At 72.9% G+C, this 14,138-nt stretch carries 15 protein-coding genes; 12 read left to right on the top strand and 3 right to left on the bottom strand.

Annotated features, from left to right (window positions below; all coding sequences use genetic code 11):
• The first annotated feature begins 8 nt into the window (after positions 1-8).
• The 3 genes from ACZ6RC_RS02065 to ACZ6RC_RS02075 all read left to right on the top strand — a co-directional run bounded on the left by ACZ6RC_RS02065 (position 9) and on the right by ACZ6RC_RS02075 (position 2,877).
• The gene (locus tag ACZ6RC_RS02065) at positions 9-911 is read left to right on the top strand and encodes a ribonuclease Z (RefSeq protein WP_469578712.1); all 903 of its coding nucleotides are present in this window, start codon (positions 9-11) and stop codon (positions 909-911) included.
• A 4-nt stretch (positions 912-915) separates the two neighbouring features.
• Complete coding sequence (locus ACZ6RC_RS02070) at positions 916-1,920, top strand: adenosine deaminase (RefSeq protein WP_469578714.1); 1,005 nt, start codon at positions 916-918, stop codon at positions 1,918-1,920.
• Between the two features lie 228 nt (positions 1,921-2,148).
• Entirely contained in the window at positions 2,149-2,877 is a 729-nt protein-coding gene (locus ACZ6RC_RS02075) for a DUF4232 domain-containing protein (protein ID WP_391142511.1), read from the top strand.
• 36 nt (positions 2,878-2,913) lie between these two features.
• On the opposite strand, the gene ACZ6RC_RS02080 is transcribed toward ACZ6RC_RS02075, so the two are convergent.
• Together ACZ6RC_RS02080 and ACZ6RC_RS02085 are read right to left on the bottom strand one after the other, a co-directional pair.
• Positions 2,914-3,252 (bottom strand): hypothetical protein, encoded by a 339-nt coding sequence (locus ACZ6RC_RS02080; RefSeq protein ID WP_391142510.1) that lies wholly within the window; start codon positions 3,250-3,252, stop codon positions 2,914-2,916.
• A 128-nt stretch (positions 3,253-3,380) separates the two neighbouring features.
• The gene (locus ACZ6RC_RS02085) at positions 3,381-4,718 is read right to left on the bottom strand and encodes an MFS transporter (RefSeq protein WP_453614638.1); all 1,338 of its coding nucleotides are present in this window, start codon (positions 4,716-4,718) and stop codon (positions 3,381-3,383) included.
• Positions 4,719-5,039: 321 nt separating this feature from the next.
• Between ACZ6RC_RS02085 and ACZ6RC_RS02090 the strand changes: the two genes are divergently transcribed.
• The 5 genes from ACZ6RC_RS02090 (at position 5,040) to ACZ6RC_RS02110 (ending at position 9,504) form a co-directional block, all read left to right on the top strand.
• Positions 5,040-6,152, top strand: coding sequence for a carbohydrate kinase family protein (locus tag ACZ6RC_RS02090; RefSeq protein ID WP_453614641.1), 1,113 nt, complete (start codon positions 5,040-5,042; stop codon positions 6,150-6,152).
• A 166-nt stretch (positions 6,153-6,318) separates the two neighbouring features.
• Entirely contained in the window at positions 6,319-7,341 is a 1,023-nt protein-coding gene (locus tag ACZ6RC_RS02095; protein ID WP_391142502.1) for a PhoH family protein, read from the top strand.
• Between the two features lie 12 nt (positions 7,342-7,353).
• Positions 7,354-7,851 (top strand): rRNA maturation RNase YbeY, encoded by a 498-nt coding sequence (gene ybeY / locus ACZ6RC_RS02100; protein WP_391142500.1) that lies wholly within the window; start codon positions 7,354-7,356, stop codon positions 7,849-7,851.
• A 16-nt stretch (positions 7,852-7,867) separates the two neighbouring features.
• Positions 7,868-9,154: a hemolysin family protein gene (locus ACZ6RC_RS02105; protein WP_391142489.1), complete on the top strand. Its 1,287-nt coding sequence runs from the start codon at positions 7,868-7,870 to the stop codon at positions 9,152-9,154.
• Complete coding sequence (locus ACZ6RC_RS02110) at positions 9,151-9,504, top strand: MmcQ/YjbR family DNA-binding protein (protein ID WP_453614646.1); 354 nt, start codon at positions 9,151-9,153, stop codon at positions 9,502-9,504. The genes ACZ6RC_RS02105 and ACZ6RC_RS02110 overlap by 4 nt, the downstream gene beginning before the upstream one ends.
• A 104-nt stretch (positions 9,505-9,608) precedes the next feature.
• Here the strand turns inward: ACZ6RC_RS02110 and ACZ6RC_RS02115 are convergent, their stop codons facing one another.
• The gene (locus ACZ6RC_RS02115; RefSeq protein ID WP_469578717.1) at positions 9,609-11,015 is read right to left on the bottom strand and encodes an MFS transporter; all 1,407 of its coding nucleotides are present in this window, start codon (positions 11,013-11,015) and stop codon (positions 9,609-9,611) included.
• Positions 11,016-11,172: 157 nt separating this feature from the next.
• On the opposite strand from ACZ6RC_RS02115, the gene ACZ6RC_RS02120 reads away from it, so the two are divergent.
• From ACZ6RC_RS02120 to ACZ6RC_RS02135, 4 genes are all read left to right on the top strand, one after another.
• Positions 11,173-11,994: a helix-turn-helix transcriptional regulator gene (locus ACZ6RC_RS02120; protein WP_469579407.1), complete on the top strand. Its 822-nt coding sequence runs from the start codon at positions 11,173-11,175 to the stop codon at positions 11,992-11,994.
• 118 nt (positions 11,995-12,112) lie between these two features.
• A complete protein-coding gene (locus tag ACZ6RC_RS02125; protein ID WP_469578718.1) occupies positions 12,113-12,844 on the top strand; it encodes a hypothetical protein in 732 nt (243 codons plus the stop codon).
• Positions 12,845-12,871: 27 nt separating this feature from the next.
• Complete coding sequence (locus ACZ6RC_RS02130) at positions 12,872-13,234, top strand: cytidine deaminase (protein ID WP_469578721.1); 363 nt, start codon at positions 12,872-12,874, stop codon at positions 13,232-13,234.
• A 196-nt stretch (positions 13,235-13,430) separates the two neighbouring features.
• Positions 13,431-13,904, top strand: coding sequence for a hypothetical protein (locus ACZ6RC_RS02135; RefSeq protein ID WP_391142476.1), 474 nt, complete (start codon positions 13,431-13,433; stop codon positions 13,902-13,904).
• The last annotated feature ends 234 nt before the right edge of the window (positions 13,905-14,138 follow it).

The following is a 14,138-nucleotide window of genomic DNA, read 5'->3' on the forward strand; positions in this document are numbered from 1 at the left end:
AACCGGTCGTGTCCGTACGCGAACTGGTCGTCCTCGGCACGGCCAGCCAGGTCCCCACCCGGCACCGCAACCACAACGGCTATCTGCTGCGCTGGGACGGCGAGGGCATCCTCTTCGACCCCGGTGAGGGCACCCAGCGCCAGATGCTGCGGGCCGGGGTCGCGGCGCACGACATCGACCGGATCTGTGTCACGCACTTCCACGGAGACCACTCGCTCGGCCTGGCCGGGGTGATCCAGCGGATCAACCTCGACCAGGTCCCGCACCCGGTCGCCGCGCACTACCCGGCGAGCGGACAGCGCTTCTTCGACCGGCTGCGGTACGCCACGGCCTACCGCGAGACCGTGCGCCTGACTGAGGTCCCCCTCGCCGCCGACGGCCCGTTCGCCGTCACCGACGCGTACACCCTCGACGCCCACCGGCTCTCGCACCCCGTCGAGTCGTACGGCTACCGGCTGACCGAGCCGGACGGGCGCCGCATCCTGCCCGCGAAGCTCGCCGAGCGCGGGATCGCGGGCCCGGACGTCGGCCGGCTCCAGCGCGAGGGCGTCCTCGACGGCGTCACCCTCGACGAGGTCAGCGAGACACGACGCGGCCAGCGTTTCGCGTTCGTCATGGACACCCGGCTCTGCGACGGTGTGCGGGTGCTCGCCGACGGCGCCGACATGCTCGTCATCGAGTCGACCTTCCTGGACGAGGACGTCCGGCTCGCCACCGACCACGGCCACCTGACGGCCGGACAGGCCGCCGACGTGGCGCGCGAGGCGGGGGTGCGCCATCTCGTGCTGACCCACTTCTCGCAGCGCTACGACGACCCGGCGGAGTTCGAACGCCAGGCGCGGGCCGCCGGGTTCGAGGGCGAGCTGACCATCGCCCGGGACCTCATGAGGGTTCCCCTACCGAAAAGATAGATCCATGCCCCATCCCCTCCCCAAGGCCGAGCTGCACCTCCACATCGAGGGCACCCTCGAACCGGAGCTGGCCTTCGCCCTCGCCGCCCGCAACGGCGTCACCCTTCCGTACGCCGACACCGAGCGGCTGCGCGAGGCGTACCTCTTCAGCGACCTGCAGTCCTTCCTCGACCTCTACTACGGGCTGATGGCGGTGCTGCGCACCGCCGAGGACTTCACCGAACTCGCCGACGCCTATCTGGCGCGGGCCGCGGCCCAGGGGGTGCGGCACGCCGAGGTCTTCTTCGACCCGCAGGCGCACACGGCGCGCGGCGTGGACATCGGCACGGTCGTGGAGGGCCTGGCGGCGGCGCTGGACGGCGCGGAGGAGCGGTACGGCGTCTCCACCCGGCTGATCATGTGCTTCCTGCGCGACGAGTCGGCCGAGTCGGCGATGGCGACCCTGGAGGCGGCGAAGCCGTACCTGCACCGGATCACCGGCGTCGGCCTGGACTCGGCCGAGGTCGGCCACCCGCCGTCGAAGTTCCGCGAGGTGTACGCGGCGGCCGAGGCGCTGGGGCTGCGCAAGGTCGCCCACGCGGGCGAGGAGGGCCCGCCGGCCTACATCCGCGAGGCGCTGGACGTCCTCGGCGTGGAGCGCGTCGACCACGGTCTGCGCGCGATGGAGGACCCGGAGCTGGTCGAACGGCTCGCCCGGGAACGGATCCCGCTGACGCTCTGCCCGCTGTCGAACGTACGGCTGCGGGCGATCGACGTCCTGGAGGACCATCCGCTGGCCTCGATGATGGACGCCGGTCTGATGGTGACGGTCAACTCCGACGACCCGGCCTACTTCGGCGGCTACGTCGGGGACACCTTCGCCGCCGTGCGCGGCGCCCTCGGGCTGAGCCGGGACCAGCTGCGGACGCTGGCCCGCAACTCCTTCGAGGCGTCGTTCCTGGACGACGACGAGGAGCGCAGGCGGCGGTACCTCGCCGAGGTCGAGGCGTACGACTTCGACGCGGAGTAGCCGCCGCCGCGGCGGCCGAGCGGGTGGCGAGGGGCTCGCCGTCCCGTTCCGGCGTTCCAGGAAGAGGCGTTCGCGCAGGTCACCTGGGGTGGAACGTCCCCGCGTCCCACGTCGGCCGGGAAAGCTGGCGGTGGCGGTGGTCCGCCCGGCACCGTTCTGTCCGGCGCCACCGGGGAGCACCCGGCGGCGCCGGACAGATCCGACGCCACCAGCCACGGGGGAACACCCATGCGTACGTTCCGCAGCCGCACCGCCGTCCTCGCCACCGCCGCGAGCGCCGTCCTCACCCTGACGCTCACCGCCTGCGGAGGGGACGGATCCGCGCCGAAGGCGGCCGGCCCGGCCTCCCTCCCCGCCTCCCCGTCGGCCGCCGCCCCGGCCCCCGCGCCGACGGCGGGCGGCGGTACGGAGACGGGTGGCACGGCGACGGGCGGCGGGACGTCGACGGGCGGCGCCGCCACCGCCGGGCAGCACACCGCCACCGGGAAGCGCACCGCGCAGGGTTCCGGCGCGCGGAACTCCGCCGACGCCGCGACGACGCGCGTCTGCACGCCCCGGGACGTCACGGTCAGCGCCACCCTGGACGACGGACCGCCCTACACCCACCTCGTCCTGACGGCGCGGAACACCTCCCGCCAGAGCTGCCGGCTGGACGGCTACCCGGAGATCCAGTTCCTGGAGAGCCACCGGGAGAACGTCCCGGCGGTCGCCGCGAGCAAGCCCGCCGCCCCCGTCGTCCTGACCGCCGGCGCCCCCGCCTACGCCCGGGTGCGGCTCTCCGACGGCGGTGTGGACGAGCACAACGAGCCGGTGACCGCCTTCTCCGTCACGCTCCGGGGAAGCGACGAGGTGATCGCGGTGCGGGCGCCGGGCGCGGGGGGCATCGCCGTCGACCCGGCGGCGTGGGCGACCGGCTACTGGACGCCCCAGCTGCGCGACGGCGCGGACGACTTCTGATCCGCAGGTCCCGCGTACGCCCGCCACGGCGGTGGATCACCGGAGACCGGCGATCCACCGCTGGAGCGTGAGGTGGGTCGCGTCGTCGAGCCGGCACAGCGCCTCGATCGCAGCGAGATCCCCCGGCAGGGGCGCGATGCCGGCCGTGGTGAGCGCCGCGTGCAGGTCGAGACGGCGCCGGTCCTCCGGCTCCAGCACCATCCGCAGGCGACTGGCGGGGGCCGGCGCGGGCAGCGGGTACTCCAGGGGCTCCATGGTCCCGAGGACCGTGCGGGGGTCGTCGGAGTCGTCATGGGCGAGCACGGCGGGGAAGCGGTAGGGGTCGAGGTCCGAGAGCGCGGTCGGGGCCATGGGGAAGGTCTGGAGCCCGTTCATGAATGCCTCCTCAGGTGTCGTGCGACTGGTGAGGAGGAGTACGGGACGGCCGACGGCGGTTGCGGCGGGCCCCGTTCACCACCCGGATGTCCCCTATCCCATCTCGTCACACAAGCGCCCCACCGGCGCTAGCCCCGGTCGGACGGGCGGGCCAGCCGGAAGGAGCGCTGGCCGGCCCGGCGGGCGGCCGGTACGGCGACTTCCGCGACCTCCTGTTCCGGGGCGCCGATCTGGGGCAGCAGGCCCGTGGAGGCGGTCGTGGTGCCCGCGACCACCGCCGCCGGGGCGCCACCACGGCGGCGGACGGAGCCCGGCACCAGCGGCCGGCCCGAGGTGTGCAGGGCGACCGCCGTCATCGGGGCCGCGACCAGCAGCAGCACCACGCACAGCACGCGTCCCATGCCCGGATACCCGGCCGCCTCCGAGAGGACGCTGCCGACGACCGGCCCGCAGGCCACCCCGAGCGAGGACGCGGAGCCGACCAGCACCGCCCAGCGGCCGCGCGGGTCCAGGGAGGCGGCCAGGCCCAGCAGATACGACAGGACCACCGGGTAGAAGAGGTTCCAGAGGACCTCGCCGGTCGCGAAGGCGGGCAGGCTGCCGGCCGCCGAACTCAGCAGGACGCAGCAGCCGATGATTGCCGTACCGGCCCCGATCGGCACCGCGCGGCCCAGCCGCGCACCCAGCGCGCCCGCCGCCGTGACCCCGAGGAGACCGGCGCCGAGCGCCACGGCGAAGACGGCGCCGACGGTGACCTCGCTCAGCCCCGCCTGGGTGAGCCCGATCCGGCCGCTCACGCCCCACAGGGCGTTCTGGGCCATCGACCAGAGGACGATGCCCACGGCGAGCACCAGGCCCGAGCGCCGGTGGGGGAGCGGCGAGCCGGCCGGGTCCGCCACCGGCACCGTGGCGCGGGCGGCGCCCCGGCGGGGCCCGCTCGCCAGACCCGCCGTCAGGGGCCATACCAGCACGGCCGCGAGGGCGATCGCGGCGAACGGCAGCGCGTGGCCGCTGCCGAGGTGGGGCAGCGTGAGGTAGAGCGCGCCCGCCGCCGCCGAGACGGACAGGAGCCCCAGCGTCGAGGCGCGGTGCGGGTCCCGCCGGGCGGCGATGCCGGTCGCGGCCACCGCCGTCGCCGTACCGGAGCCGAAGCCGCCGACGATCGCACCGCCGACCACCAGCGGGACGGTGGCGGTGAGCGCGGCCGTGCCGTAGCCGACGGCCATGGCCAGCAGGCCGATCCGCGCCGCACGGCGCGGGCCGATCCGCTCCACGCGCGCGGCGAGCGTGAACCCGGCGCACGCGGAGGCGAGCAGCAGGACCGAGCCCGCCAGACCGGCCTGGGCGGGGGTGAGACCGAGACCGGCGGAGAGCCGGCCGACGACGGTCGGCAGCAGGTACGGAGCGAGGTAACCGGCCGTGAACAGGGCGACGAGAGGCCCCAGGGCGCGCGGGCGCGACAACATGGGCGTTCCAGGAAAGGAAGAAGAAGAGGGGGTGGAGCGCCCGGTGTTGCACGGGATCGCGGACCTATGTAACCAAGGGACCGAGGCCCGGGAGAAGCCGGGACCACTCTCCCGGTGTGTGATCTGAGTCACAATGGGTTTGGTGGTCTGTTCGAGGGGTAGACGCGCCCGTTTTCCGGATGCTCGCAGGCGGCGTTGCCCCCCTCCCTCGGACCCGATGGCGGACGGCGTCCTCCGGCCCGTTCCTGGCGCCGTCACCCCCGCCACCCGACCCCCATCAGGCACACTGAGCTGATCCGCACCACGACCGGGGAGCCTGCCGTGACCACAGCAAGGGGAGACCAGCAACACGACGCCGGAGTCGACCCGTTGGTCGGCCTGCGCCAGCCCGACGATCCCGACTGCGACGTCTTCCTCACCGGAACGGTCTTCCTCGACATCATCTTCACCGGTCTCGACAGCGCCCCCGTCCGCGGCACCGAGTCCTGGGCCCGGGGCATGGGCTCCAGCCCCGGCGGCGTCGCCAACATGGCCACCGCCCTCGCCCGCCTCGGCCTGCGCACCTCCCTCGCCGCCGCCTTCGGCGACGACCACTACGGCGAGTACTGCTGGGACGCCCTGGAGCAGGGCGAGGGCATCGACCTCTCGCTCTCCCGCACCGTCCCCGGCTGGCACTCCCCGGTCACCGTCTCCATGGCCTACGAGGGCGAACGCACGATGGTCTCCCACGGCCACGAGGCCCCGCCCCTGGACGGCGCCCTGCCCGCCTACCCGCCCCACGCCCGCGCCGCCGTCGCCTCCCTCGTTCCGGGACGCGCCGAGGACTGGGTCGCCCAGGCCGCCCGCGGCGGCGCCAAGGTCTTCGCCGACGTCGGCTGGGACGACACCGGCCGCTGGGACCTCGCGGGGCTGACCGACCTGGAGCACTGCGAGGCGTTCCTGCCCAACGCCCAGGAGGCGATGCGCTACACCCGCACCGACTGCCCGCGCGCCGCCGCCCGCACCCTCGCCGACAAGGTCCGCTACGCCGTCGTCACCCTCGGCGCCGACGGCGCCTACGCGGTCGACGGCGCCACCGGCGAGACCGCCGAGGTCCCGGCCATCCAGGTCTCCGCCCTCGACCCCACCGGCGCCGGTGACGTCTTCGTGGCCGGCTTCGTCACCGGAACCCTCGCCGACTGGCCGCTCGCCGACCGCCTGGCCTTCGCCGGACTGACCGCCGCCCTCTCCGTCCAGGAGTTCGGCGGCTCGCTCTCCGCGCCCGGCTGGGGCGAGGTCGCCGCCTGGTGGCAGCACGTCCAGGGCCACGTCTGCCAGGACCCGGAGGCGCTGCGCGGCCGCTACGCCTTCCTCGAACGGCTGCTCCCGGCCACCGCCCGGCCCTGGCCCCTGCGCCGCGCGGTCCCCACGATCGGCTTCCGCCGCAGCGCCTGACCTGCGCGGGCGGCCCGCGCGGCCCCCGGCGCCCTCCCGGCTCGGCGCACCGCCCGGAGAAAAGGCTTCGGCCTTGTCACCCCCAAGTCGTAGGCTTGGTCTCCAGAGGTTGTCGAGCGGCGAGAACCCTGCAACGGGAGGTATGTGCAGGCCACAGTGCCGGCCCATGACTCAGACACCCACATCCCGCAATGGCGCGCCGGGCGAGGCCCGCGCCCACTTCAGCGTCCCGGCCAAGCATCCGATGGTGACCGTCCTCGGCTCCGGTGACGCGCTCCTGCGCGTGATCGAGAACGCCTTCCCCCGGACCGACATCCACGTCCGGGGCAACCAGATCAGCGCGGTCGGCGAGGCGGCGGAAGTCGCGCTGATCCAGCGACTGTTCGACGAGATGATGCTGGTGCTCCGCACCGGGCAACCGATGACGGAGGACGCAGTGGAACGCTCGATCGCCATGCTCAGGGCGAGCGAGAACGGCTCGACGGAGGCAGGCCAGGAGACCCCGGCCGAGGTGCTCACCCAGAACATCCTCTCCAGCCGCGGCCGCACCATCCGCCCCAAGACGCTCAACCAGAAGCGCTATGTCGACGCCATCGACAAGCACACGGTCGTCTTCGGCATCGGCCCGGCCGGTACCGGCAAGACGTATCTGGCGATGGCCAAGGCGGTCCAGGCCCTGCAGTCCAAGCAGGTCACCCGGATCATCCTGACCCGCCCGGCCGTCGAGGCCGGCGAGCGCCTCGGCTTCCTCCCCGGCACGCTCTACGAGAAGATCGACCCGTACCTGCGGCCGCTCTACGACGCCCTGCACGACATGCTGGACCCCGACTCGATCCCGAAGCTGATGGCCTCGGGCACGATCGAGGTGGCGCCCCTGGCCTATATGCGTGGTCGCACCCTGAATGACGCGTTCATCATTCTGGACGAGGCGCAGAACACCAGCCCCGAGCAGATGAAGATGTTCCTGACGAGGCTCGGCTTCGACTCGAAGATCGTCATCACCGGCGACATCACCCAGGTCGACCTCCCCGGCGGCACCAAGAGCGGTCTGCGGCAGGTGCAGGACATCCTCGAAGGCCTCGACGACGTCCACTTCTCCCGGCTCACGTCCCACGATGTCGTCCGGCACAAGCTCGTCGGCCGTATCGTCGACGCGTACGAGCAGTACGACAGCCGCAACGGGAAGTAGACCAGCCGCACCATGTCGATCGACGTCAACAACGAGTCCGGAACCGAGGTCGACGAGCAGGCGATCCTCGACATCGCCCGCTACGCCCTCGCCCGGATGCGCATCCACCCGCTCTCCGAGCTCTCGGTGATCGTCGTGGACGAAGGGGCCATGGAGCAGCTGCACATCCAGTGGATGGACCTCCCCGGGCCCACGGACGTCATGTCCTTCCCGATGGACGAGCTGCGTCCGCCGTCGAAGGACACCGAGGAGCCCCCGCAGGGGCTCCTCGGCGACATCGTGCTCTGCCCCGAGGTCGCCAAGAAGCAGGGCGAGGACGCCCCCACCCAGCACTCCATGGACGAGGAGCTGCAGCTGCTGACCGTCCACGGCGTGCTGCACCTCCTCGGCTACGACCACGAGGAGCCGGACGAGAAGGCCGAGATGTTCGGTCTCCAGGCGGCCATCGTCGACGGCTGGCGCGCGGAGAAGGGCCTCACCGGCCCGTCCCCCGCCCCGACCGTCTCCTGAGGCCGCGCGGTATCCGATGAACGCCTCGCTGATTTTCGGCGCCGTCGCCCTCGTCATCGTCGCCTGGCTCGCCGCCTGCGCCGAGGCGGGCATCGCCCGCGTCTCCAGCTTCCGCGCCGCCGAGGCCGTACGGTCCGGCCGGCGCGGCGCCGACAAGCTCACCCAGGTCGCCTCCGACCCCACCCGCTACCTCAACGTCGCGCTCCTCGTGCGCGTCTCCTGCGAGATGGCGGCCGGCGTCCTCGTCACCTACGCCTGCCTGGAGGAGTTCCCCCGGACCTGGGAGGCGCTGCTCATCGCCATAGGCGTGATGGTGCTGGTCTCGTACGTCGCCGTCGGCGTCTCGCCCCGCACCATCGGCCGCCAGCACCCGCTGAACACGGCGACCGCCGCCGCGTACGTCCTGCTGCCGCTGGCCCGGATCATGGGCCCGATCCCGCAGCTCCTGATCCTCATCGGCAACGCCCTCACCCCCGGCAAGGGCTTCCGCAAGGGCCCCTTCGCCTCCGAGGCGGAGCTGCGGGCCATGGTCGACCTCGCCGAGCAGGAGTCGCTCATCGAGGACGACGAGCGCCGCATGGTGCACTCCGTCTTCGAGCTCGGCGACACCCTGGTCCGCGAGGTGATGGTGCCGCGGACCGACCTGATCTGCATCGAGCGGTTCAAGACCGTCCGCCAGGCCCTCACCCTCGCGCTGCGCTCGGGCTTCTCGCGGATCCCGGTCACCGGCGAGAACGAGGACGACATCGTCGGCATCGTGTATCTGAAGGACCTGGTCCGCAAGACGCACATCAACCGCGACGCGGAGGCCGATCTGGTCTCGACGGCGATGCGGGCGGCCGCGTTCGTGCCGGACACCAAGAACGCCGGCGACCTGCTGCGGGAGATGCAGCAGGAGCGCAACCACGTCGCCGTCGTCATCGACGAGTACGGCGGCACGGCCGGGATCGTCACCATCGAGGACATCCTGGAGGAGATCGTCGGCGAGATCACCGACGAGTACGACCGCGAGCTGCCGCCGGTCGAGGAGCTGGGCGACGACCGCTACCGCGTCACCGCCCGCCTCGACATCGGCGACCTCGGCGAGTTGTACGGCCTCGGCGCGGACGAGTACGACGACGAGGACGTGGAGACGGTCGGCGGCCTCCTCGCCAAGGCCCTGGGCCGGGTGCCGATCGCCGGCGCCAAGGCGGCCGTGAAGCTCCCCGACGGCCGCTCGCTGCGGCTGACCGCCGAGTCCCCTGCGGGCCGCCGGAACAAGATCGTCACCGTCCTGGTGGAACCGGAGGAGAGTCCGGCATGACCCCCGACGAGCTGCGCGCCTTCTGCCTGGACTTCAACGACGCGACGGAGGAGTTCCCCTTCACCCCGGAGACCTCCGTCTTCAAGGTCGCCGGGAAGGTGTTCGCGCTCTCGGCGCTGGACGCGGAGCCGCTGCGGATCAATCTCAAGTGCGAACCGGAGGAGGCGGAACGGCTCCGGGAGGAGCACCCCGCCGTCGTCCCCGGCTATCACATGAACAAGCGCCACTGGAACACGGTGACCGTCGGCGGGCTGCCGGACCGGATGGTCCGGGAGCTCGTCGAGGACTCCTACGACCTGGTGGTCGCCGGCCTCCCCAAGGCGGTCCGCCTCCGCCTGGACCGGCCCTAGGGGGCGTCTGTGTCGATCTTGCCGGTGTCTGATCGGCACACCCCCTAGCACCGGAAGGTCCCGCCCGGGCCGGCCCGAGGCCGCCTCCGGGAGGCGGCGACCCGCTATGCCCGCCGGCGCAGGCCCGCCGCCACCAGCAGGGCCGTCGCCAGGACGACCGCCGTGTCGACGGCGAGGACGGTACGGACACCCCCGTACAGCTCCCCGCCGGCCGTCGCGAGGGAGCCGAGGAGCGGGATGCCGATGGTGAGGCCGACCTGCTGGGTCGTGGTCACCAGGCCCGTCGCCAGGCCTTGCTCGTTGTCCGGGACGCCGGAGGTGACGGTCAGGCCGTACGAGATGATCGCGCCGAGGTGGCACATGGACGCCAGCGAGACCGCGACGGTCGCCAGGACCACGCCCGAGCCGGTACCGATGCCCAGGAGGGCGGCCGTCAGGAGGCCCTGACCGGCGAGGGAGGCGACGAGCGTGCGGCGGGCGCCGAGCCGGCCGATCACCTTCGGGGCGAGGGTTCCGGCCAGGACCGACAGCGCGCCCTGCACGCCGAAGACGAGGCCGGTGGCGAAGGCGGAGAGCCCCAGCGTCTCCTGGAGGTACAGCGTCAGGACGAAGACGACCGCCGACATCATCGAGAAGGTGACCAGACCGCCGAGGTTGCCGAAGGCGATCGTCCGCCGCCGCAGCATCGGCAGCGAGACCAGCGGGGCCGGGTGCCGCGACTCGACCACGCCGAACGCCACGAGCAGCAGCACCCCCACGACCAGGGCGGCCAGGACGTCCGCCCCGCCGAAGCCGCGCTCCGCCGCCGTCGACAGGGCGTAGATCAGGGCCAGCAGTCCGCCCGTGACGGTCACCGCGCCCGGCACGTCCAGCCGGGGCCGCTCGGGGTTGCGGGACTCGGGCAGCAGGCCCGGCGCCAGCGGCAGCACGACCGCGGCGAAGAGGGCGAGCAGACCCATCGTGGAGCGCCAGCCGAGCGTGTCGGTCATGACACCGCCGAGGAGCATGCCGACGGTGAAGCCCAGCGAGAGCAGGGTGCCGGAGATGCCGAGCGCCCGGTCCCGCAGCGGCCCCTCGGGGAAGGTGGTCGTCAGCAGCGACATGCCGGCCGGGACGATCGCCGCCGCGCCCAGGCCCTGGAGGGCGCGGGCGGCGAGGAAGGCGCCTGGGCCCCAGGCAAGGGTGGCGAGCAGCGAGGCCGCGCCGAAGAGCGCCAGCCCGCCGAGGAACAGCCGGCGGCGGCCGTAGAGGTCGCCGATCCTGCCGAAGAGCAGCAGGAAGCCGCCCGCCGGCAGCGCGAAGGCGGTGACCGCCCAGGTGAGGGCTGAGCGGCCGAGGCCGAGGTCCGCGCCGAGCACCGGCAGCGCGACGTTCAGAACGGAGAAGTCGAGCGCCACCATGAACTGGGCGGCGCAGAGGACGAAGAGGATCAGCCGGGAGCGGCCGGTCAGCGCCGGGGGCGTCGCGGCGGGTCGTGGCGGGGCGGCCGGGGACGGGGTCAGGGTGGTCATGGCCCCACCCTCGGCGCGCGGGAACAACGGTGGGGAGCGGGTACTTATCCTGTTGGTCGTACCACCAGGCGTTCCGGGGGAGGAAGCAGACGTGGCCACTGCGGTGGAGGGCACCGACGCCAAGGCGCGGCGACTCGCCGAACTGCGCGGGTTCCTGATGAGCCGTCGGGCCCGGATCAGCCCCGCGGAGGCGGGCCTTCCGGACGGCGGTGCCCGGCGCCGCACGCCCGGCCTGCGCCGTGAGGAGGTCGCCGTCCTGGCGGGGGTGGGCGTCTCCTGGTACCAGTGGCTGGAACAGGGCCGGGACATCACCGTCTCCCCGCAGGTCCTCGACGCCGTCGCCCGGGTGCTGCGGCTCTCCCCGGCGGAGCGCCGCCATCTGTACGCCCTGGCCGCGCTCAACCCGCCCGCGCCGGAGGCCGATCCGGAGGCCCGGGACATGTGCCAGGGGCTGCGGCGGCTGATCGACGCGTGGATGCCGTTCCCGGCGCACATCATGGACGCGTACTGGAACACGGTCATGTACAACGACGCCGCGGCGATCGTGCTCGGGATGCGGCCGGGGATCTCGCAGAACTGCCTGATCGCCTTCTTCACCGACCCGCTGTACCGGTCGCGGATGGGCGGCTGGGAGCGGCTCGCGCCCCGCGTCGTCGCCCAGTACCGGGCCGCCTGCTCGGACCGTCCGGAGGACGACGGCTTCCGCGCGGTGGTCGAGGAGGCGAAGGAGGCGAGTCCCGAGTTCGCCGCCCTGTGGGAGCGGCGGGACGTCATGCCGGGCGGCCAGGTCCGCAAGGAGCTGGAACATCCGCTGGTCGGCACGCTGGTGGTCGAGTCGACCCAGCTCAGGGTCCCGGCCCGGCCGGACCTGGTGATCGTGATGCACACGCCGCTGGCGGAGGCGGACACGGAGGCGAAGCTGGAGTGGCTGGTCTCCCCGGAGGGCCGTCGGGGGGCGATGTTCCCGCTGGCGGGCTGAACGGCGACCCGCGCACAGGAATTTCACATGATCCGTATATTCTCCACCGGTCCGATCATCGCGGCGCGGTGATACGGGATCCTCCGCTCACCCTCGTCACCCCAAGGGGCACTTCCTCATGCGCACTCGCCTTCGCCACGGCCTCGCCGCGGTCCTCGCCGTCTCCGCGCTCTCCCTCACCGCCGCGTGCGGTGGCGGCGAGGCCAAGGACGACACCAAGAAGGCGGCGGACAAGCCCTCGGCCGGGCAGACCACGTCCGCCGAGCCCACCGCGCCTGCCGCCGCCGTGCCCCTGACCGCCGCGCAGATGAAGGCCGCGACGCTGGCGCTGACCGACCTCCCGTCCGGCTGGCGGACCTCCGCCGGCCCGGACACCCCCGAGCCGAAGGCGGACAAGCCCGAGTGCCAGCCGCTGGCCGGTGTGGTCGCCCAGAAGATCTCCGGAGCGGCGATGGGGCCGTCCCCCGACTTCGAGCGCGGCAACGCCGAGAGCGTGCTCAGCACGGACGTCTTCACCTACCCGTCCGACGGCGCCCGCGACTTCGTCACGTCCATCGGCACCTCGCTGGACACCTGCAAGGGGTTCGCCGCCGACCTCCAGGGCATGAAGATGGACGTCACGTTCGAGAAGCTCGCCGGCCCGAAGGCCGGTGAGGAGTCGCACGCCTTCCGGCTGAAGATGAAGCTGGCGACCGTCGCCATGACCGTCGAGTCGAACATGATGGTCGTCCGGCAGGGGACCGGTGTCGCCAAGATCGTCCACGTGCCGGCGAACGCCTCCGGCCACAAGGACTTCGACGGCCTGGCCAAGCTCGCCGCCGACAAGTTCGTCAAGGGTGCGCAGAGCTGACCCCGTCCCCCGACCTATGCTCGGGGCATGACACTCAACCGCGAGCACGGCGACCTCGGCGCCGAGGACCTCAAGATCATCACGCTGGCGCGCAGCGCCCGCGCCCGCAACGGTGTGCCGGAGGGCGCGGCGGTACGGGACGAGACCGGGCGGACGTACGTCGCCGGGACCGTGGCCCTGGAGTCGCTCCGGCTGAGCGCGCTGCAGACCGCGGTCGCCATGGCGGTGGCCAGCGGGGCCCGGTCGCTGGAGGCCGCCGCCGTCGTCTCGACCGCCGACGCCGCCTCCGAAGCGGACCGCGCGGCGGTACGGGACCTCGGCGGGCCCGAGACCCCGGTCCTGCTCGCCGGCCCGGACGGGCACCTGCGCGTGGCGGTCACCGCGGGCTGAGGCCGAGGTGCGAGGAGAGGGCCCGGCGTGATGCCGGGCCCTCTTTGCGCGCTTGTGAAGAATCACCGGACATATTCTTGCCTTCCCCGGCCCGTTGCGCATCAATGAACAGCGGTCCGACCGACGGACCGTCAGTTCTTCGTCCTCACGCAGCGCCCGCACCCCTGCGTGCTCCATCGGGAAGGGGTACGCCCTCATGAGAGGCAGCAACTTAGGAATCGGCGCGGTCCTCGCGGGAGCTCTCGCGGTGACCGGACTCGCCTTCGCCCCGGCGGCCGCCGCCGTGACGCCGGGCACCGCGACCGCCACGTACGACTGCGGGTTCTGGGGCGGCGGTCTCGCCACCCTCCAGGCCACGCAGAGCGGCACGGCCGCGACGATCACGCTCACCTCGGCCGTCACCACGCCGGTCGCGGTCGGCGTCGACCAGATCAACGCCAAGCTGACGATGGCCAAGGCGGGCGGCGGCACCCGCGTCTTCAGCGGCAAGAAGAACCCGGCACTCGGGGCCGGCCAGGCCGTCACCATCGGCCCCCTCGCGGGGACCGTGGCCACCGGTGACAGCCTCAACTCGTACTTCGCCGGCACCGCCCTCACGATGACGATCTTCGGCATGACGGTGAACTGCGACGCGGTCACCTCGCAATCGCCCGGCCCGTTCGTCTTCTAGCGCCACCAACCGGGCCACCACCCGGGTCACCACCCCGGAGCGCCATCCGGAGCACCACCGCCCGCCCCCCACCGGCGTCGCCCCAGGCGGCGCCGGTACCTGTGTTGACCTGCTCGAACGGGTCCACACGCACCGATCTTGACAGGAACTGATGGGTCATCAGGCGATGCGTCGCGCTTCCCTTGACTTCTCTCGGCGCGCGGCCGTCAATGGCGCCCTCTCATCCCTCAGGAG

This window comes from Streptomyces sp. NPDC048353, assembly GCF_055587165.1.

Excerpts from the sequence above, each read along its gene's own strand:
- ACZ6RC_RS02125 (WP_469578718.1), top strand. The coding sequence starts at position 12,113 with ATGCGCACTCGCCTTCGCCACGGCCTCGCCGCGGTCCTCGCCGTCTCC.
- ACZ6RC_RS02110 (WP_453614646.1), top strand. The coding sequence starts at position 9,151 with ATGACCCCCGACGAGCTGCGCGCCTTCTGCCTGGACTTCAACGACGCG.
- ACZ6RC_RS02135 (WP_391142476.1), top strand. The coding sequence starts at position 13,431 with ATGAGAGGCAGCAACTTAGGAATCGGCGCGGTCCTCGCGGGAGCTCTC.
- ACZ6RC_RS02120 (WP_469579407.1), top strand. The coding sequence starts at position 11,173 with ATGAGCCGTCGGGCCCGGATCAGCCCCGCGGAGGCGGGCCTTCCGGAC.
- ACZ6RC_RS02130 (WP_469578721.1), top strand. The coding sequence starts at position 12,872 with ATGACACTCAACCGCGAGCACGGCGACCTCGGCGCCGAGGACCTCAAG.
- ybeY (WP_391142500.1), top strand. The coding sequence starts at position 7,354 with ATGTCGATCGACGTCAACAACGAGTCCGGAACCGAGGTCGACGAGCAG.
- ACZ6RC_RS02095 (WP_391142502.1), top strand. The coding sequence starts at position 6,319 with ATGACTCAGACACCCACATCCCGCAATGGCGCGCCGGGCGAGGCCCGC.
- ACZ6RC_RS02070 (WP_469578714.1), top strand. The coding sequence starts at position 916 with ATGCCCCATCCCCTCCCCAAGGCCGAGCTGCACCTCCACATCGAGGGC.
- ACZ6RC_RS02085 (WP_453614638.1), bottom strand. The coding sequence starts at position 4,718 with ATGTTGTCGCGCCCGCGCGCCCTGGGGCCTCTCGTCGCCCTGTTCACG.
- ACZ6RC_RS02075 (WP_391142511.1), top strand. The coding sequence starts at position 2,149 with ATGCGTACGTTCCGCAGCCGCACCGCCGTCCTCGCCACCGCCGCGAGC.
- ACZ6RC_RS02105 (WP_391142489.1), top strand. The coding sequence starts at position 7,868 with ATGAACGCCTCGCTGATTTTCGGCGCCGTCGCCCTCGTCATCGTCGCC.
- ACZ6RC_RS02080 (WP_391142510.1), bottom strand. The coding sequence starts at position 3,252 with ATGAACGGGCTCCAGACCTTCCCCATGGCCCCGACCGCGCTCTCGGAC.
- ACZ6RC_RS02115 (WP_469578717.1), bottom strand. The coding sequence starts at position 11,015 with ATGACCACCCTGACCCCGTCCCCGGCCGCCCCGCCACGACCCGCCGCG.